This window comes from Buchnera aphidicola str. APS (Acyrthosiphon pisum), assembly GCF_000009605.1.
GTDB lineage: Bacteria > Pseudomonadota > Gammaproteobacteria > Enterobacterales > Enterobacteriaceae > Buchnera > Buchnera aphidicola_I.
On sequence record NC_002528.1, the window covers coordinates 90,820 to 109,129 of the forward strand.

Sequence of the window (18,310 nt, forward strand, 5' to 3'; positions counted from 1 at the left end):
TTATCAAAAAATATCACTTATTTAAAAAGATACTATTTTTTTTAGCACGGTTATATGCATCATTAATTTCTAATTTTGCATCTTGACAGTTTCCCCATCCAATAATTTCCACCCATTTTTCTTTTTCTAATGTTTTATAATTCTGAAAAAAATGAGTAATTTGCTTTTTTAACAATTCTGATATATCTGATATATCATTTATGTTTTTATATTCTTGGCAAATTTTACTTTTGGGTACTGCTATTATTTTAGCATCATCACCTGATTCATCTTGCATATTTAATATCCCAATAGGTTTACAATGAATGACACAGCTAGACTTTATTGGGTAATGAGAAGGTACTAAAACATCTAAGGGATCACCATCTAAAGATAAAGTATGATTAATATAACCATAGTTACAGGGATAGAACATTGGAGTAGGTATAAAACGATCGACAAAAAGCATTCCTGATTTTTTATCTACCTCATATTTAATAGGGGATGAATTTGATGAAATTTCTATAATAACATATATATCATTTGGTATATCATCACCAGCAACAATTTTATTTAAATTCATTTTTTTTCCTTATTAATACTTTGTGATTATTTTATATAATTTTAAGATAAGTAGATGAGTTTATAGTTTTAAATAAATTTTAACATCGAAGAATAATTATATCTACGTTTTGTACAAAGTAATGTGTTTTAATTTTGAATGTTTTTTAATATAATATTTATATACAAAAAACATGTTGTAAGGATTTATATATATGCAATTAATTAAAGAAATAGAAAACGAAGAATTACATCTTGTGAATACAGTAAAAAACACTCTTAAACTATCTAAAAATATTAATGCCTCTGTAGAAGTATTTATAAAAAAAACAATAGGTATTAGTGTTAATGTAAGAAATAATGTTGTTGAAAATGTAGAGTTTAATAGCGATGGTGGATTGTTTATAACAGTATATAATAAGTTCTCTAAAGGTAGTGTTTCATCTAAAGATTTTAGTATTAAGAACATTAAAAATATGTTAGACATAGCTATTAATATTTCAAAATATTCTTCTTCTGATTTTTTCTCAGGTTTGCCGGACATAAAATTTTTATGCTTTCATTCTATGGAACTTGATTTGTTTCATCCGTGGGAATTTAACATAGAAAATGCCATTAAGATGTCTATATTATCAGAAAAATCAGCTTTTGAATCTGATAAAAGGATTGTTAATAGTGAAGGAAGTTTTTTAAATAGTCATACAACTATAAATGTTTTTGGAAACAGTCTAGGTGTGTTAGAAAAATATAAATCTACTCGTTATTCTAATTATACTTGTATGATCGCTAAAGATAAAAATTCTATGCAAAGAGATTTTGATTATTCTCTTTCAAGAAGAATTGATGATTTAATAAAACCAGAAATTTTAGGTCAAAAAACAGCTAAACGAGCTATATCTAGATTAGGTTCTCGAAAAATACAAACTATGAGATCTCCAATTATTTTTTCATCAGAAATATCTCACATGTTTTTTTCACATCTTGCTAGTGCGATTAGCGGTGATAATGTTTATCAAAAATCTACATTTTTAATTAATGATCTGAAAATGAAAATCTTTCCCGATTGGCTTGATATTGAAGAAAATCCACATTTAAAACGAGGTTTGGGTAGTAAACCTTTTGATAATGAAGGTGTAGCTACAGAAATTAAATATATTATTAAAGCTGGAATCTTACAAACTTGGTTATTAAATTGCTACAATGCTCGTAAACTTAAATTAGACAGTACAGGAAATTGTGGTGGAATTCACAATTGGTTAGTTTCGAATCAAAATATATCTTTTGAAGAACTTTTAAAAAAGATGGATCAAGGTATATTAGTAACAGAATTAATGGGACAAGGTGTAGATATTATAAATGGTAATTATTCACGTGGAGCAGTAGGTTTTTGGGTTGAAAAAGGAAAAATTTCTTATCCTATTAATGAAATTACTATATCTGGAAATTTAAGAAATATGTGGAATAATATCGTGAGTATTAGCAGTGATGTTGATAGACGTAATAATATTCAATGTGGTTCGGTATTATTATCTGAAATTCAGGTTTCTGGAAATTAACTTATATTGTTTAATTTTAAATAATGAACTAAAGGTAATAAATTTATTACCTTTATAAAAATATTTCTAGTTATTGAAGTTGACTCGTGTAAGCCGGGTTCTGTTTTAACAGTCATTCATCTAGATTAGCAATCACTTACTAATTCAAGCAGCCTACCCAGGTTTAAGAAGTACGAGCAGTACAAAAAATTTATCCTATATTTGGCTTTGCTCCGGGTGGAGTTTACCATGCCATGAATTGTTACCAATTATGCGGTGTGCTCTTACCACGCCTTTTCACCCTGGCCATATTTTTATATATTACAAAATAGGTGGTTTATTTTCTGTTGCACTAGTCATAAGCTCACGCTTTCCAGATGTTATCTGGCACCCTGCTCTATGGAGCCCGGACTTTCCTCTTTTTAATTTTTAAAAACTAAACAGCGACTGTTTTTAGTCAACTTCAAAATCAAATTATACATTATTTTAATAATTTTGTCACTCTTCTTTTTTTATTACATATTGATATAATTTATTTTTATTAATATCATGTATTTGTGCAGTAATTAAAACTGATGTTTTTAATGAAAAAAACTTTCTTAATATTGAAAATGTATCTAATATTTTTTTTGATAGAGTATAATTTTTTAATTTTTTAAAACCATCAATGATAATTACCATTTCTCCTTTATAACGATATTTATTTTCTTTAAGCCATTCAAGTATTAAACTTGCTTTTGCACCATAAATAGATTCCCATTTTTTTGTCATTTCTCTTGCTATTACTATATGTCGATTTTTATCTATTTGTTCTATTATATCTTTTATACTTTCAAGTATCCTGTGTTTTGATTCATAAAAAATAATTGTTCGTGTTTCTTCTTTTAAAGAATGTAGTAAATCACATCTTGATTTTTTTCTAGAAGGCAAAAAGCCTTCGTAGCAAAAACGATTATTTATTATTCCAGAAGCGCTTAATGCCGTGATAGCAGCACAAGCACCTGGAAGAGGAATTACTTTTATATCAAAAATATGACATTGTTTTATTAATATACAACCAGGATCATTAATAATCGGTGTGCCTGCATTAGAAACTAAAGCAATTTTTTTCCCTTTTTTCAGTTCTTGGATCAAATTATGACTTTGTTTTTTTTCATTATCTTTGTTCATTAATATTAAATTATTTTTAATATTAAAATGTTGAAGTAAAATATTAGTGTGTCTGATGTTTTCAGCGGCGATTATATCAACATCTTTTAACACTTCTAATGCTCTATAAGTAATATCTGATAGATTACCGATAGGAGTAGGTACAATATAAAGAATACCAATATAAAATTCATTCATTTTTTTTCCATAAAATATTATTATATATGTGATAATAGTTAAGATTAATCAAACATTTTATTTAAATATAAAATTTTTTTATTTTTTTATTCTAATTTTAATTGAATATATAAGTTTTTGTAAATGTAAGGACAAAAAGTGAGACGAGTAGTTATAACAGGCATTGGGATTGTTTCTAGCATTGGTAATAATAAAAAAGAAGTACTAGCTTCTTTATATAAAGGTGTTTCTGGTATTGTTTCTTCAGAAGAAATGAAAAAATTAGGCATGCGTAGTGCAGTTTGGGGTAATATTAAATTAGAAAGTATAAACATAATAACACAAAAATTATCTCGCTTTATGAATAATGCTTCTAGATATTCTTTTGTTGCTATGATGGAAGCTATTAAAGATGCTAAGATAGATAGAGAATATTATCAAAAAAATCCTCGTGTTGGACTAATTTCTGGATCAGGATGTAGTTTTTCAAAAAATACTTTAACATCTGATATTCATCTCATGAAAAATAAACATATTTCAAAAGGCATCAGTCCGTATCTTGCAGTTAAAACGATGCCTTCTGGAATATCAGCTTGCTTATCTACTCTGTTTAAAATTTATGGGGTCACTTATTCTATAAGTTCCGCTTGCGCAACCTCTGCACATTGTATCGGAAACGCATTTGAATTAATTCAATTCGGTAGGCAAGATCTTATTTTTGCAGGTGGAGGAGAGGAAATAAGTTTAGAACTAGCAATGCAATTTGATGCAATGAGAGCTTTGTCTACGTGTTTTAATAATGACCCCAAAAAAGCATCACGTGTCTATGATGTATATCGTGATGGTTTTGTTATTTCAGGTGGAGCAGGTATGCTAGTAATTGAGGAATTGAATTCAGCTTTATCTCGTTCTGCTTATATTTATGCAGAAATTATTGGATATGCAGCCACATCTGATGGTTCAAATATAGTTGTACCTTCAGGAGATGGAGCAATTCGTTGTATGAATTTAGCTAGAAAAGGTAAAAATATTCCTATTGATTATCTTAATGTACATGGTACTGGAACAAAAATTGGTGATTTAATAGAATTAGAAGCAATTAGAAAAGTATTCTTAAATGAAAAAAAACCAATGATTTCTGCAACAAAGTCAATGACTGGCCATGGATTAGGAGCTTCAGGAGTACATGAAATGATTTATACACTATTAATGTTAAAATATAATTTTATAGCTCCTACAATCAATATAGAAAATTTAGAACCTTGTGCGGAAAATATGAATATTATTCAAAAAACTACAAATATAGAAATTAATACAGCTATGTCTAATAGTTTTGGTTTCGGTGGAACTAACGTGTCACTAATAGTAAAAAAATATTAATATACTATCAATAATTGAAATATTTTTTAAAAATCTTTTTCTATTTAAAAAACATATTTTTTATATATCTGACTAGTATTTTTTAAAAAAATCATTTTAATATTTTTTTGATATTAAAATGATTTTTTATTCTTAATATATATTATTCAGTTTATATAAAATAAAAAATATATTTATGAAATCTAATTTATTTATTTTTTGATTTAAATTTTTTTATTGAAAAACAAGAGAGATTAAATATGAATCAATTGAGTGCTTTGAAACAATTTTCTATTATTGTTGCAGATACTAGTGATATAAAATCTATTTGTAAATACCAACCAGAAGATGCCACTACCAACCCATCTTTAATACTACAAGCAGTAAGTTCTAATACTAATCAAAATTTTGTAGATCAAGCTGTGCAATATGCAAAAAAGAAAGGAGGGCTATATAAAGATCAGATCATCAATGCAAGTGATAAAATATTAGTAGATTTAGGAATAGAAATTCTAAAAAAAATACCAGGTTATATTTCAAGCGAAGTAGATGCTCGTTTATCTTTTAGTACAGAGGCGTCTATTTTAAAAGCAAAAAAAATAATTGATTTATATGAAGAACAAGGGATTTCTAGGAATAGAGTCTTAATTAAATTAGCTGCTACATGGGAATGTATAAAGGCTGCAGAAGAACTTAAAAAAGATAGTATTCTTTGTAATTTAACTCTTTTATTTTCCTTTGCTCAAGCGCGTGCTTGCGCGGAATCAAATGTGTTTTTAATATCTCCTTTTGTCGGACGTATTTATGATTGGTATATTTCACAAAATTTACTATCTAAATCTTTTTTAGGAAAAGATCCTGGTGTAATATCTGTTTGTAAAATATATGAATATTATAAAAAGTATGGCTATAAAACGATTATCATGGGGGCTAGCTTCCGTAACATTCAACAAATATTATATTTATCTGGATGTGATCGGTTAACTATTTCACCTGTTTTATTAAAAGAACTCGAATCTAATACTGCAAAAATTGATAGAAATCTTGCTCCTCCTAGTTTTATTTCAGTCCCTCCAGTAGCACTTTCTGAAGAAGAGTTTCGATGGGAACATAATCAAGATGCTATGGCGGTTCAAAAATTATCTGACGGCATACGAAATTTTGGAAAAGATCAATTACGTTTAGAGAAAATATTTTCTAAAAAAATATAAATAATATAAAAAAATAAAGTTTGACTAATATTTTTAAATTGATAAGGAAAATCTATGTATTCACGAAAAGAATTAGCTAATGCAATTCGTATGTTAAGTATAGATGCTGTACAAAATGCACAATCAGGACATCCTGGTATGCCGATGGGAATGGCAGATATTGCTGAAGTGTTATGGAGAAGTTTTTTAAAACATAATCCAGCAAATCCTAATTGGAATGATCGCGATCGTTTTATATTATCTAACGGACATGGTTCTATGTTGCTCTATAGTTTGTTGCATCTTACAGGCTATAATCTACCGATCGAAGAATTAAAAAAATTTAGACAACTGAATTCAAAAACTCCAGGACATCCTGAAACAGGTGAAACACCTGGTGTAGAAACAACTACTGGTCCATTGGGACAAGGGTTAGCAAATGCTGTTGGTATGGCTATTGCAGAAAGAACTTTAAGTTCTTATTTTAATCGACCAGGATATGATATAATTAATCATTATACTTGGGTTTTTGTAGGCGACGGTTGCTTAATGGAGGGTATTTCTCACGAAGTCTGTTCTTTAGCAGGAACTTTAAATCTTGGAAAATTAATCGTTTTTTATGATAAAAATGGTATTTCGATAGATGGGAAAACAGCTCACTGGTTCACCGATGATACAGCAAAACGTTTTGAATCTTATAATTGGCATGTATTAGATAATATAGATGGTCATGATTCAGAATCTATAGAAAGAAGTATAAAACAAGCAAAATTAATAACAAATCAACCTTCTATTATTATTTGCAATACTATTATTGGTTTTGGTTCTCCTAATAAATCAGGAACAGCAGAATCACATGGAGCTCCTCTAGGTGAGGTTGAAATTTCTTTAATTCGAGAACAATTGAAATGGAATTATCCTCCTTTTCAGATACCTAAAGAAATTTATAAAAAATGGAATTTTATAGAAGAAGGATCTAAACTTGAAAAGAAATGGAACGAAAAATTTTCTTTATATCAATCCAAATATCCTGATTTATCGACTGAATATTTGCGGCGAATAAATAAAAAATTACCTGTTGAGTGGGATAGAGTAACTAATAATTACATTTCTTTTTTACAAAAAAATAGACAAAGTATTGCTAGTCGTAAAGCTTCTCAAAATACATTAGAAAAATATGCGATGATTTTACCTGAGTTAATCGGTGGTTCAGCAGATTTATCACCGAGCAATCTCACTATGTGGTCTAGATGTAATTCCATTAAAGATAATTTATCTGGAAACTATATTCATTATGGAGTACGTGAATTTGGAATGACCGCTATTGCAAATGGCATATCTCATCATGGAGGTTTTATACCTTATACTGCTACATTTTTAATGTTTGTCGAATATGCACGAAATGCAGTTCGTATGGCTGCTTTAATGTGTACCAAACATATTTTTGTGTATACTCACGATTCTATTGGACTGGGTGAAGATGGTCCTACACATCAACCAGTAGAACAATTATCTAGTTTGAGAATAACTCCTAATATAGATGTATGGAGACCTAGTGACCAAGTAGAAACAGCTGTTGCTTGGAAAAAAGCTATTGAAAAAACATCAGGACCTACAGCATTAATTTTATCACGTCAAAATCTTGATCAATTTGAGAGAAGTTCTGAACAATTAGAAAACATTTCTTATGGAGCATATATATTATATGATTCAAAAAAAAGACTTGATATTATCTTTATATCAACTGGATCAGAATTAAATGTTACTTTAATTGCTGCAAAAAAATTGGCTTCTTTAGGGTATTCTGTACGTGTTGTATCTATGCCCTGTACTAGTGTTTTTGATAGACAAGATGCTTCTTATAAAGAATTTGTATTACCGACTTATGTTGCTAAAAGGGTTGCTGTTGAAGCTAGTATAGAAGATTTTTGGTATAAATACGTAGGGATAAATGGTGTAATTATTGGAATGAAAACATTTGGTGAATCTGCTCCAGCAGAAGATTTATTTAAAAAATTTGGTTTTACTGTACAAAATATCTTCAATAAATCATTAATTTTATTAAAATCTTAATTTATTTAAAAATTTTAAATATTTATGGGGCTCAATTATAGCCCCATCTTTTATGAAAAATAAAAATAATATTTATCAATAGAAATATTAAATTAGGAAAAAATATGACTTGTTCTATTACTGAATTAGCAAAAAAACTAATTTCTATTCCTTCTGTTAGTCCAAAAGATTTAGGTTGTCAAGATATTATAATAAAACGTTTATGTGCAATAGGATTTGACATTAAAAGAGTAAATGTTAATGATACAAAAAATTTTTGGGCTTTTAGAGGTACAGGTAAAACATTAACATTTGCAGGACATACAGATGTAGTTCCAATAGGTCAAGATAAAGATTGGCAAACTGATCCTTTTCAACCAGTCATACGAAGTGGATATTTATTTGGCAGAGGTTCTGCTGATATGAAGGGTGCTTTAGCAGCAATGATTACTGCGGCTGAAAGATTTGTAAATAAGTTTCCAAATCATAAAGGACGTTTGTCTTTTCTTATTACTTCAGACGAAGAGTCTAGTGCAGTTGATGGAACAATTAAAATAGTAGAATATTTAATGTCTAAAAGGGATATGATTGATTATTGTATAGTAGGAGAACCCTCTAGTACTAATATAGTGGGTGATGTTATAAAAAATGGTCGACGTGGTTCAATTACAGCTAATATAACTATTTATGGAATACAGGGGCATATTGCATATCCTGATTTAGCAGATAATCCAATACATAAAGGGTTACCTGTTATTTTAAAAATATTGTCTATAAAATTAGATTCTGGAAATGACTTTTTTTTACCTAGCAGCATAAATATTGCAAATATTCATGCAGGAAATGGATTTAATAATGTGATTCCAGGATCTCTATTTGTTCAATTTAATATTAGATTTAGTTCCGAAGTTTCTGAAAAACACATTCAATCTCAAATAGTAAATATATTAAATTCAAATGATATTAATTATTCTATAGAATGGTTATTTTCAGGAAAACCATTTATCACTAAAAAAGGTTTATTGATAGACACAGTGATACAATCTATTTTTTATTTTAACAAAAAAAAGCCTATTTTATCTACTTCTGGTGGCACTTCTGACGGTCGATTTATTGCTTTAATGGGTTCTGAAGTAGTAGAGTTAGGATTAGTCAATAATACAATTCATAAAGTTAATGAATGTGTCAAAATATCTGATTTAAAATTATTAAGCTGTATGTATGAAGATATTATGAAAAATTTATTATCTTAATTTTTCAACAAAAATATTTATAAAAAAACATTTTTTATATTTTTTATAAATGATGCAGAATATCATAGAGATAGTCTGCACCAATTATTACGCATGAATATTTAGTATAAAAAATATTTTCTTAAATATTATTATTATTTTTAATATATTATATATTTTATACCGGTGGAAATATATCATAATTTTCTTTTTTGAGATCTTTATCTTGATAGGGAATGCTATATTCTTCTTTTTTTTTAGGGCTGCTAATTCCTTTCGGAATAATCAATCTACGAAATTGTTTTTTTATTTTATCAAAACGATAATTTTCTTTAGAATCATTTAATGTACAAGATGTTATTAAAAATATATTTAATATTTGAGATATTATTATAATTTTGAAAAATTTTCTATGATATTTTGAGATTAGCATATTGAATTGCTTTTTCAAGTTGAAAACGTGTAGAATCTAAAACGGGTGTCATAGGCAAACGAAGTGTATCACTTTTTATTAATCCTATTTTTTTTGCTAACCATTTTACGGGAATAGGATTGGGTTCTATGAACAGCGCTTCATGTAGTAACATTAGGCGTTTATTTATAGATCTTGCATTTATAAAATCCCCTTTTAATGCATACGAACAAATTTCCATCATTTCTTTTGCAGCAATATTTGCTGTAACCGATATTACACCTTGTCCGCCTAATTGCATAAAATCTAAAGCTGTTGCATCATCTCCACTGATTAATAAAAAATTAGTTTTAACTAATTCTTTTATTTTATGGATTCTTGATAAATCTCCAGTTGCTTCTTTAATTCCTATTATGTTGTTAAAATGAGATAATTTGGCAACTGTTTCTGGGAGTAAATCACATCCGGTACGACTGGGTACATTATATAAAATTTGTGGTAATTCAGTGTTTTCTGAAATAGCTTTAAAATGTTGATACAATCCTTCTTGTGTAGGTCTATTATAATATGGCGTTACACTTAAACAACCTGCAACACCAGATTTTTCAAATCTTTTGGTTAAAGATATAGCTTCTGTTGTAGCATTTGCTCCTGTACCTGCAATAACTGGAATACGTCCATCTGCTAATTCTAAAGTGAGCATAACAATATTTATGTGTTCTTCTTGACTAAGTGTTGCGGATTCTCCAGTAGTTCCAATTGAAACAATTGCTTCAGTTTTACTAGCAACATGATAATTAATTAACTTTTCTAAACTAATACGACAAATCTGACCTTTTTCATCCATGGGTGTAATTAGTGCAACAATACTTCCTTTGAACATTAGTTGTCCTCCTCCATAAAAAATATTTTATGGGATGTTTGGCACGTTTTAAAAATTAAGTATATAGAAATTATTAATATAATATCTTAAAAATATAATTTTATTGACAAATAAATATATAAATATTAGATAATATTGTACATATAATAGAGTTTTAATTATCTAATTCAATGAAAAATTTTTTATAATAATAACTTATATTTAATATTTTTTATTTTTTTAAATGAAATACAATTAATTTGAACAATATATTTTATAGAGAAACAAAGGTAGAAAATATATATTTATTATTAACATTTCGCTTTATAAGTATGATTGTACGTAACATCTTTATAAAAGTATTTATTTTTACAGAAGAAAAATTTTGCAATTTTTATTGCATTATTTTTCAAATATATTTTTTTATATACTTCAAAAGTATTTTTAAAATTTAATTATAGTACTTAGCATAATTAAATTATGCGCTATTTCTAGAAAAATATAATTCTATTCATGTGAAAAATATCAATGATATTTAATATGATCATCCTATCGAATAAATAGTTATTTAGCATTATGAATATATTTTAAAGGAATTATTTTCCACTGCATTGTGCGCGAAATCTTAATAAATGATCCATTAATACAATTGCTACCATTGCTTCAGTGATTGGAACAGCGCGTAAACCTACACATGGATCATGTCGTCCTTTAGTAACTATTTGAACTTTTTCGTTATTTTTATTTATTGTATTGCCTGCTTTTCGAATACTTGATGTAGGTTTAAATGCTACTTTTAGTACAATTTCTCGACCATTACTAATACCACCTAGAATACCACCAGAATGATTAGTTAAAAATCCTTGTGGCGTAATTTCATCACGATGTTCACTTCCTCGTTGATTTATTACTGAAAAACCGTCTCCAATTTCTACTCCTTTTGCGGCATTAATACTCATCAAGGCGTGTGATAAATCAGCATCAAGACGATCAAAAACTGGTTCTCCAAGTCCTACAGGGATATTTTCAGCAATAATTGTTATTTCAGCACCAATCGAATCACCTATTTTTTTGAGATATTTAATTAAATTTTCTAGTGCTAAAATTTTTTCAGGATCAGAACAGAAAAAAGGATTATTTTCGACTTCTTGCCAAGATTTAAAAGGGCATTTGATATTGCCCATTGCTGACAAATATGCTCGAATAGTTATCCCATATTTCTCATTAAGGTATTTTTTTGCTATAGCTCCTGCTGCAACTCTCATAGCAGTTTCGCGAGCAGAAGATCTACCTCCCCCGCGATAATCTCTAATTCCATATTTTTTTTCATAAGTATAATCGGCATGTCCCGGTCGAAATAAATTCTTTATATCGCTATAGTCTTGAGACCTATGATCATGATTATAAATTATTAAACCAATACTAGTACCAGTTGTGACCCCGTTAAATATACCGGAAAGTATATTAACTTCATCAGGTTCACGGCGCAAAGTCGTGTAACGGGAAGTACCTGGTCTTCTACGATTCAAATCATATTGCAAATCTTTACAAGATAATTCAAGACCAGGAGGTGTTCCGTCAATTATGCACCCTAATGCTTCTCCGTGTGACTCGCCAAAAGTGGTTACACAGAATATTTTCCCAATTGTATTTCCAGACATTTTTTATCCTTCTGCAATTGTTAAAATGAAATAATACAACTATACAGAACAAATAAACAAAATGATTTTTTATTTTTTAAAATATTTAAATTGTATTTATTTTTTAAAAAATCATCTGTTTAAACTAATTGTTTCTTTTTTTATGTAGTTTTATAATAATATTTTTTTATTTGTTGTTTTTACAAAAACTAAATTATATAATTAATGAAAAATACATAATTCATTATAAATATTTTAAATTAAATACATATGTTTGGAATTTTTAATTAATTAACATTATTGGTAACAAACAACTATGGATAAAAATAGCCGATATACCGTTGATTCGAGTATTTTATTTCGTCAATGGTTAAATGATACTCGTGAAATGGTACAAGATACTATTTTTCATTCTCGAATTCAAAAAAAAAATAATAATCATCCAGTATCTCAACGCGTTTTTTTCGAACAAAATGCTCATAGTCATTATTTTTCTTATAGAAATAATAAAAATTTATTTAAAGAAAATCCTGTTTCTTATATTCGTCATCAAAGCTTGTATAATGTTTTAAAAAATCTAAAAAAAGGAAGATACAATCCAGATATTTCTATTGATTTGCATGGATTAACACAACATCAGGCACAACAGGCTTTAGGAGAATTAATCACGACATGTCAAAAAGAAAAAATTTTTTGTGCTCATATAATGCATGGTCATGGTAAACATATTTTAAAAAAACAAACTCCGTTTTGGTTGTCTCAACACCCTGATATAATAGCCTTTCATGAAGCTCCTAAATTTTTTGGAAGCGATGCTGCAATTATAGTTATAATTGAAATTAATTCTCTAAAAAAAAATATAAATATTTTTAATTAGAAAATCAAATAATTTTATATCAAGACATTAAAATAGAAATATTGCTTTCTGAATTAAACTAAAACAGTGCTATTTTATTTAATATAAAAAGTTTCTTTAATTATTTTTTTTAAACTACAATGTTATCAATAATTTTAATTTATTATACTTCATTTTTGCAATAACATTGTCTATGTCATAAAATGATTTAATTATAATTTTTTCATGAGCACTAATAAGATATTTTTTTTAAAACCCTTATTTTTTGGGTTTTTTTATTTTCTAAAAAAGTAAATTTATATAAGTTTTTTTATGTAATAAAAAGAACTTTAAGGGATTCGAAATATGTTTGAAAATAATCGTGTACGTATAGCGATGCAAAAAACTGGCCGTTTAAGTAAAGATTCTATCAGACTACTGACATCTTGTGGTGTTAAAATTAATTTAAAACAACAAAAATTAATAGCATTTGCTGAAAATATGCCCATTGATGTAATGTTAGTTCGTGACGATGATATTCCTGGATTGGTAATGGATGGTGTAGTAGATTTAGGAATAGTTGGAGAAAATGTGCTTGAAGAAGAGTTATTGAAACGAAAATCACAAAAATCTGAATGTTCTTATATTACTTTAAGACGACTAGATTTTGGAGTATGTAGATTATCTTTAGCTTTACCGGTAAATACTATATACACTAATATAACATGTTTAAAAAATATTAGAATAGCTACCTCATATCCTCATTTATTAAAAAAATATTTAGACGAAAAAAATATTTCTTTTAAATCCTGCATGTTAAATGGATCGGTAGAAGTTGCACCTAGAGCTGGTTTAGCAGATGCTATTTGTGATTTAGTGTCTACAGGAGCAACATTAGAAGCTAATGGTTTACGTGAAGTGCAAGTAGTTTATCATTCTCATGCCTGTCTTATTTGTAAGACTGGAAATATTAATTCTATAAAAAAAGAATTTATTAATAAATTGATGACTCGTATTAAAGGCGTGATTAAAGCTCGCGAATCTAAATATATTATGTTACATGCTCCTATAAAACAATTAGAAGCGGTGATATCTTTACTTCATGGAGCAGAAAGACCAACCATTTTAAAATTAGCAGGTGATGATAATCGAGTAGCAATGCATATGGTTAGTAGTGAGACATTATTTTGGGAAACGATGGAAAAGCTAAAATTATTAGGCGCTAGTTCAATTTTAGTTTTACCAATTGAAAAAATGATGGAGTAAGAAATGCAATGAAATATTTTAAAAATATAATTTTTTGGAACAAACTACACCCTGATGAACAAAAAAAAATATTATCAAGACCTATTTTAAAAGAAAATAACTTCATTAAAAAGACTGTAAAAGAAATTATAGAAAATGTTAGATTATTTGGAAATTCAGCATTAAAAAAATATACTTTTTTATTTGATAAACAAGATATAAATACATTTCAAGTTTCAAAAGAAAAAATCTCTTCATCTTCGTTTTATTTAAGTAAGGTTCTAAAAGATTCCATTTCTGTCGCGCAAAAAAATATTACATGTTTTCATAAAGCTCAAATTCCATCTAAAATAGATGTTGAAACAGAAGTTGGAGTCCGTTGTGAGCAAATCTATTTACCTCTAAATTCTATAGGAATTTATATTCCTGGCGGAACAGCTCCTTTATTTTCGACTGTATTAATGTTAGCGATACCTGCTAAAATTTCTGGTTGTAAAAAAATTATTCTTTGCTCTCCTCCTCCGATTAGTAACGAGGTTCTTTATGCTGCTCATATTTGTGGAATTCATGATATTTATCAAGTTGGGGGAGCTCAGGCTATAGCTGCACTCGCTTTAGGTACTGAAACGGTCCCTAAAGTAGATAAGATTTTTGGACCAGGCAATGCGTATGTTACAGAAGCAAAATTACAAGTTAGTTCAATTTTTAATGGAACAGAAATAGACATGTTAGCAGGACCTTCAGAATTATTAATCATTGCTGACAACACTGCTAATCCAGATTTTATTGCCGCTGATTTATTATCACAAGCTGAACATGGTGTTTCTTCTCAAGTAATTTTGCTTACACCATGTTTTGAATTAGCAGAAAAGGTAGTGCTTTCCATTAATAAACAACTGAATAATTTATCTAGATTATCAGAAATTTTGAAAACATTAAAAAACAGTAGTGTCATAATTGTCAAAAATTTATCAGAATGTATTGAAATCTCTAATATGTATGCACCTGAACATCTAATTATTCAAACACAATCACCTAGAGAAGTACTTAACTACATCTCTAATGCTAGTTCTATTTTTCTTGGTTTATGGTCTCCTGAATCTGCCGGAGATTATGCGTCTGGGACAAATCATGTTTTACCAACATATGGAAAATCTATTACAAATTCGTCTTTAGGATTGTGTGATTTTCAAAAACGTGTATTAGTTCAAGAATTAACAGCTAAAGGACTAATGAAATTATCTAATACTATTGAAATTTTATCTTCCGCAGAAAAACTTCAAGCACATAAAAATGCTGTAAAAATTCGCGTAGATTTTTTAAAGGGAAAAATATGACAGATAATGTTTTGAAATTGTCTAGAAAAAATATAAAAAAACTAATACCTTATCAATCCGCAAGACGTATCGGAGGGGAACATGGGAATATATTATTAAATGCTAATGAATCGCCTGTATCTATTTTTTTTAAATTAAAAAAAAAACCATTTAATCGTTATCCAGAATGTCAACCCAGTAAACTAATATCTTCTTATGCTCATTATGTTAATTTATCTTGTAATCAAATTTTAGCCACAAGAGGTGCTGATGAAGGAATTGAATTATTAATTAAGGCTTTTTGCGAACCTGGTAAAGATGCTATTATTTATTGCCCTCCTACTTATGATATGTATCGAATAAATGCAACCATAGCTGGTGTAGAAATAAAAGAAATTCCTACTATTAAAAATACTTGGCAATTAGATTTGTTAAATATTAAGTTAAACTTAAGTAGAGTAAAATTAATTTATATTTGCAATCCCAATAATCCTACTGGTAATATTTTTTTTAAAAAAGATCTTATTTTTTTATTGAATATAACTTTAGGACAGGCTCTAGTTGTAATAGATGAAGCTTATATTGAATTTTCACCAGAAGAAAGCATGACAAATTATTTAAAAGATTATCCGAATTTAGTTGTTCTACGAACCTTGTCTAAAGCTTTTGCCTTAGCTGGAATACGATGCGGATTTACTTTAGCTAAAAAAGAAATTATTCAAACTTTAAGTAAAGTTATTAGTCCTTATCCAATATCTATCCCTGTCTCTGATATAGCTATACGATCTTTAGAAAAAGATTATGTTCAATTAATGAAAAATAGAGTCTTAGATTCAAACAATAATCGTATTTGGTTGATTAATCAATTGAAAAACATCACATGCGTAGAAACAGTATTTGAAAGTAATGCTAATTATGTATTAGTAAAATTTTCTATGTTTGAAAAGGTTTTTGAAACTTTATGGAATAAAGGTATAATTTTAAGAAATCAAAATGAGAAAACGAATTTAAAAAAATGTATAAGAATTTCAATGGGAACACGATCAGAATCTTTGCGTTTAATTAAAGAGCTTAAAATTTTTTCTAAAAAAAACATGTGTCAAGGTGAAATGAGTGAAAAATAAAATATTATTTATTGATCGAGATGGTACATTAATTGATGAACCAATTAATACTTTTCAAGTAGACTCAATAAATAAATTAGTATTTAAAAAATATGTTATTTCCTCATTACGTAAATTAGTTGAACTCGACTATAAATTGATAATGATTACTAATCAAGATGGTCTTGGTACTGAATCTTTTCCTTTACAAGATTTTAGTACAGCTCATCTTTTTATGTTGAGTGTTTTTCGTTCAGAAGGGGTTATTTTTGATGATATATTAATTTGTCCTCACTTTTTAGATGATGACTGTGTATGTCGAAAACCTAAAATAAAAATGATAGAGCCATGGTTAGATAAAATAGACTTAAAGAAGAGCTATGTGATTGGTGATCGAGATACAGATATGCAACTATCAAATAACCTTAAAATAAAAGGTATAAAATACAAAGAAGATATATGTAATTGGTTACATATCACAAAATACATTATAAAACATAATAGATATGCTGAAATTATCAGGAGAACTAAAGAAACTAAAGTTAGTATTAAAGTTTGGTTAGATTTAGAAGAAACAAGTAAGATTGATACTGGTGTAAAGTTTTTTGATCATATGTTAGAACAGTTATCAGTACATAGTGGTATTTGCATGAATATTTCTGTACAGGGAGATCTTGATATTGACGATCATCATACAATAGAAGACACAGGCATTGTTTTAGGAGAGGCTTTATTGCAAGCTTTAGGAAAAAAAAATGGTCTATCTAGATTTGGTTTCTACTTGCCAATGGATGAAAGTAGATCTAATTGTATCATGGATATATCAAATCGTCCGTATTTAAATTTCAAAGCAAAATTCAATCATAAAATGGCTGGAGATCTAAGCACTAATATGGTAGAGCATTTTTTTTATTCTCTTTGTTACTCTATGAAAATTACACTTCATTTATATGCTGAAGGTAAAAACGACCACCATTGTATTGAGAGTTTATTTAAAGTTTTTGGACGAACGTTACGTCAAGCTATTAAGATAGAGGGAAATATGTTACCAACTTCAAAAGGGATTTTATAATGTACATAGTAATAGTAGATACAGGTTGCGCTAATTTGACATCAATAAAAGTAGCAATTAATAACTTAGGTTATAATGCTACAATAACTTCTGAATCATCAATTATTTTAAAGTCTAATAAGATTTTTTTACCAGGAGTAGGAACTGCCTCGGCAGTAATGGATCTTTTGTCTAAAAAAAAAATCATCAATGTTATTAGAGAATGCAAACAAACAATATTAGGAATATGTTTGGGTATGCAACTTTTTTGTGCTTCTAGTGAAGAATCTAATGGCGTAAAAACAATTGGTATTATTAAAACTCCTGCATTGCGTTTAAAAGTTAATAATTTATCTTTACCTCATATTGGTTGGAATCAAATTACATTTCAAAAAGGACATGCTTTATTTAAAAATATACCAAATAATTCAAGATTTTATTTTGTTCATAGCTATATGGTTCCAATAAATAAATATACATTATCTACAACTAATTATGGTATTAATTTTAGTTCAATAATACAAAAAGACAATTTCTTTGGCGTTCAGTTTCATCCAGAAAAATCTGGAAATATAGGGTCTCAATTGTTAAAAAATTTTTTGGAGATATAAT

At 27.9% G+C, this 18,310-nt stretch carries 16 protein-coding genes and 1 other RNA gene; 11 read left to right on the plus strand and 6 right to left on the minus strand.

Annotation, left to right across the window (positions count from 1 at the left end; translation table 11 throughout):
* Window positions 1–13: 13 nt before the first annotated feature.
* A complete protein-coding gene (gene ppa / locus BU_RS00495) occupies window positions 14–562 on the minus strand; it encodes an inorganic diphosphatase (protein ID WP_009874041.1) in 549 nt (182 codons plus the stop codon).
* A 193-nt stretch (window positions 563–755) separates the two neighbouring features.
* Between ppa and pmbA the strand changes: the two genes are divergently transcribed.
* Window positions 756–2,096 (plus strand): metalloprotease PmbA, encoded by a 1,341-nt coding sequence (pmbA, locus tag BU_RS00500; RefSeq protein ID WP_010895940.1) that lies wholly within the window; start codon window positions 756–758, stop codon window positions 2,094–2,096.
* Between the two features lie 71 nt (window positions 2,097–2,167).
* Here the strand turns inward: pmbA and rnpB are convergent.
* Window positions 2,168–2,540: RNase P RNA component class A (gene rnpB / locus BU_RS00505), an RNA gene on the minus strand.
* A 33-nt stretch (window positions 2,541–2,573) separates the two neighbouring features.
* Window positions 2,574–3,422, minus strand: coding sequence for a 16S rRNA (cytidine(1402)-2'-O)-methyltransferase (gene rsmI, locus BU_RS00510; RefSeq protein ID WP_009874044.1), 849 nt, complete (start codon window positions 3,420–3,422; stop codon window positions 2,574–2,576).
* A 138-nt stretch (window positions 3,423–3,560) separates the two neighbouring features.
* Here rsmI and BU_RS00515 point away from each other — a divergent pair, with 138 nt between their 5' ends.
* The 4 genes from BU_RS00515 to dapE all read left to right on the plus strand — a co-directional run bounded on the left by BU_RS00515 (window position 3,561) and on the right by dapE (window position 9,255).
* Window positions 3,561–4,781, plus strand: coding sequence for a 3-oxoacyl-ACP synthase I (locus BU_RS00515; protein ID WP_009874045.1), 1,221 nt, complete (start codon window positions 3,561–3,563; stop codon window positions 4,779–4,781).
* Window positions 4,782–5,020: 239 nt separating this feature from the next.
* A complete protein-coding gene (gene tal, locus BU_RS00520) occupies window positions 5,021–5,971 on the plus strand; it encodes a transaldolase (protein ID WP_009874046.1) in 951 nt (316 codons plus the stop codon).
* Window positions 5,972–6,025: 54 nt separating this feature from the next.
* The gene (tkt, locus tag BU_RS00525; protein WP_010895941.1) at window positions 6,026–8,023 is read left to right on the plus strand and encodes a transketolase; all 1,998 of its coding nucleotides are present in this window, start codon (window positions 6,026–6,028) and stop codon (window positions 8,021–8,023) included.
* A gap of 104 nt (window positions 8,024–8,127) precedes the next feature.
* Window positions 8,128–9,255, plus strand: a complete 1,128-nt coding sequence (gene dapE / locus BU_RS00530; protein WP_010895942.1) for a succinyl-diaminopimelate desuccinylase — start codon at window positions 8,128–8,130, stop codon at window positions 9,253–9,255.
* A gap of 157 nt (window positions 9,256–9,412) precedes the next feature.
* On the opposite strand, the gene BU_RS00535 is transcribed toward dapE, so the two are convergent.
* From BU_RS00535 to aroC, 3 genes are all read right to left on the minus strand, one after another.
* Window positions 9,413–9,667, minus strand: a complete 255-nt coding sequence (locus BU_RS00535; RefSeq protein WP_009874049.1) for a hypothetical protein — start codon at window positions 9,665–9,667, stop codon at window positions 9,413–9,415.
* The gene (gene dapA, locus BU_RS00540; protein ID WP_010895943.1) at window positions 9,645–10,529 is read right to left on the minus strand and encodes a 4-hydroxy-tetrahydrodipicolinate synthase; all 885 of its coding nucleotides are present in this window, start codon (window positions 10,527–10,529) and stop codon (window positions 9,645–9,647) included. Before dapA ends, BU_RS00535 begins: the two co-directional genes overlap by 23 nt.
* A gap of 575 nt (window positions 10,530–11,104) precedes the next feature.
* Entirely contained in the window at window positions 11,105–12,169 is a 1,065-nt protein-coding gene (gene aroC / locus BU_RS00545) for a chorismate synthase (RefSeq protein WP_009874051.1), read from the minus strand.
* Window positions 12,170–12,464: 295 nt separating this feature from the next.
* Between aroC and smrB the strand changes: the two genes are divergently transcribed.
* The 6 genes from smrB to hisH all read left to right on the plus strand — a co-directional run bounded on the left by smrB (window position 12,465) and on the right by hisH (window position 18,309).
* Complete coding sequence (gene smrB, locus BU_RS00555) at window positions 12,465–13,025, plus strand: endonuclease SmrB (protein WP_009874053.1); 561 nt, start codon at window positions 12,465–12,467, stop codon at window positions 13,023–13,025.
* A gap of 324 nt (window positions 13,026–13,349) precedes the next feature.
* Window positions 13,350–14,249: an ATP phosphoribosyltransferase gene (gene hisG, locus BU_RS00560; protein WP_009874054.1), complete on the plus strand. Its 900-nt coding sequence runs from the start codon at window positions 13,350–13,352 to the stop codon at window positions 14,247–14,249.
* Between the two features lie 8 nt (window positions 14,250–14,257).
* Window positions 14,258–15,565, plus strand: coding sequence for a histidinol dehydrogenase (hisD, locus tag BU_RS00565; protein ID WP_009874055.1), 1,308 nt, complete (start codon window positions 14,258–14,260; stop codon window positions 15,563–15,565).
* Entirely contained in the window at window positions 15,562–16,668 is a 1,107-nt protein-coding gene (gene hisC, locus BU_RS00570) for a histidinol-phosphate transaminase (protein ID WP_010895944.1), read from the plus strand. The genes hisD and hisC overlap by 4 nt, the downstream gene beginning before the upstream one ends.
* The gene (gene hisB / locus BU_RS00575; RefSeq protein ID WP_009874057.1) at window positions 16,658–17,719 is read left to right on the plus strand and encodes a bifunctional histidinol-phosphatase/imidazoleglycerol-phosphate dehydratase HisB; all 1,062 of its coding nucleotides are present in this window, start codon (window positions 16,658–16,660) and stop codon (window positions 17,717–17,719) included. Before hisC ends, hisB begins: the two co-directional genes overlap by 11 nt.
* A complete protein-coding gene (gene hisH, locus BU_RS00580) occupies window positions 17,719–18,309 on the plus strand; it encodes an imidazole glycerol phosphate synthase subunit HisH (RefSeq protein ID WP_010895945.1) in 591 nt (196 codons plus the stop codon). The genes hisB and hisH overlap by 1 nt, the downstream gene beginning before the upstream one ends.
* Window position 18,310: the final 1 nt, after the last annotated feature.

Coding starts and splice junctions, on each gene's coding strand:
- tal (WP_009874046.1), top strand. CDS start 5,021: ATGAATCAATTGAGTGCTTTGAAACAATTTTCTATTATTGTTGCAGAT.
- rsmI (WP_009874044.1), bottom strand. CDS start 3,422: ATGAATGAATTTTATATTGGTATTCTTTATATTGTACCTACTCCTATC.
- pmbA (WP_010895940.1), top strand. CDS start 756: ATGCAATTAATTAAAGAAATAGAAAACGAAGAATTACATCTTGTGAAT.
- hisD (WP_009874055.1), top strand. CDS start 14,258: ATGAAATATTTTAAAAATATAATTTTTTGGAACAAACTACACCCTGAT.
- hisG (WP_009874054.1), top strand. CDS start 13,350: ATGTTTGAAAATAATCGTGTACGTATAGCGATGCAAAAAACTGGCCGT.
- hisH (WP_010895945.1), top strand. CDS start 17,719: ATGTACATAGTAATAGTAGATACAGGTTGCGCTAATTTGACATCAATA.
- BU_RS00535 (WP_009874049.1), bottom strand. CDS start 9,667: ATGCTAATCTCAAAATATCATAGAAAATTTTTCAAAATTATAATAATA.
- tkt (WP_010895941.1), top strand. CDS start 6,026: ATGTATTCACGAAAAGAATTAGCTAATGCAATTCGTATGTTAAGTATA.
- dapE (WP_010895942.1), top strand. CDS start 8,128: ATGACTTGTTCTATTACTGAATTAGCAAAAAAACTAATTTCTATTCCT.
- hisC (WP_010895944.1), top strand. CDS start 15,562: ATGACAGATAATGTTTTGAAATTGTCTAGAAAAAATATAAAAAAACTA.
- ppa (WP_009874041.1), bottom strand. CDS start 562: ATGAATTTAAATAAAATTGTTGCTGGTGATGATATACCAAATGATATA.
- aroC (WP_009874051.1), bottom strand. CDS start 12,169: ATGTCTGGAAATACAATTGGGAAAATATTCTGTGTAACCACTTTTGGC.
- smrB (WP_009874053.1), top strand. CDS start 12,465: ATGGATAAAAATAGCCGATATACCGTTGATTCGAGTATTTTATTTCGT.
- dapA (WP_010895943.1), bottom strand. CDS start 10,529: ATGTTCAAAGGAAGTATTGTTGCACTAATTACACCCATGGATGAAAAA.